Origin of the sequence: Burkholderia sp. SIMBA_051, assembly GCF_046534915.1 — a bacterium.
Taxonomy (GTDB): Bacteria; Pseudomonadota; Gammaproteobacteria; order Burkholderiales; family Burkholderiaceae; genus Burkholderia; species Burkholderia ambifaria.
This window is the reverse complement of record NZ_JAWRXS010000726.1, coordinates 1-244: the sequence shown is the minus strand read 5'-3', so window position 1 is coordinate 244 and position 244 is coordinate 1. Positions and strand designations below refer to the sequence as shown.

Annotated in this window: 1 protein-coding gene; it reads right to left on the bottom strand. The window is 63.5% G+C overall.

Annotation, left to right across the window (positions count from 1 at the left end):
- Positions 1-244 (bottom strand): Glu/Leu/Phe/Val dehydrogenase dimerization domain-containing protein (locus SB771_RS36360; protein ID WP_410722206.1); only part of this gene is annotated, 244 nt, incomplete at both ends.

The following is a 244-nucleotide window of genomic DNA, read 5'->3' as shown; positions in this document are numbered from 1 at the left end:
CTTCGCACCGCCGTACGGCACGTTCACGGCAGCGTTCTTCACCGACATCCACGCGGACAGCGCCATCACTTCCGACAGCGTCACGTCCTGGTGATAACGCACACCGCCCTTGCCCGGACCGCGCGACACATTGTGCTGCACGCGATAGCCTTCGAAGTGCGCGACGGTGCCGTTATCGAGTTCGATGGGCACGTCGACGATGAGAATGCGCTTCGGGCGCTTGAGCGTTTCGAGCCAGCGCGAC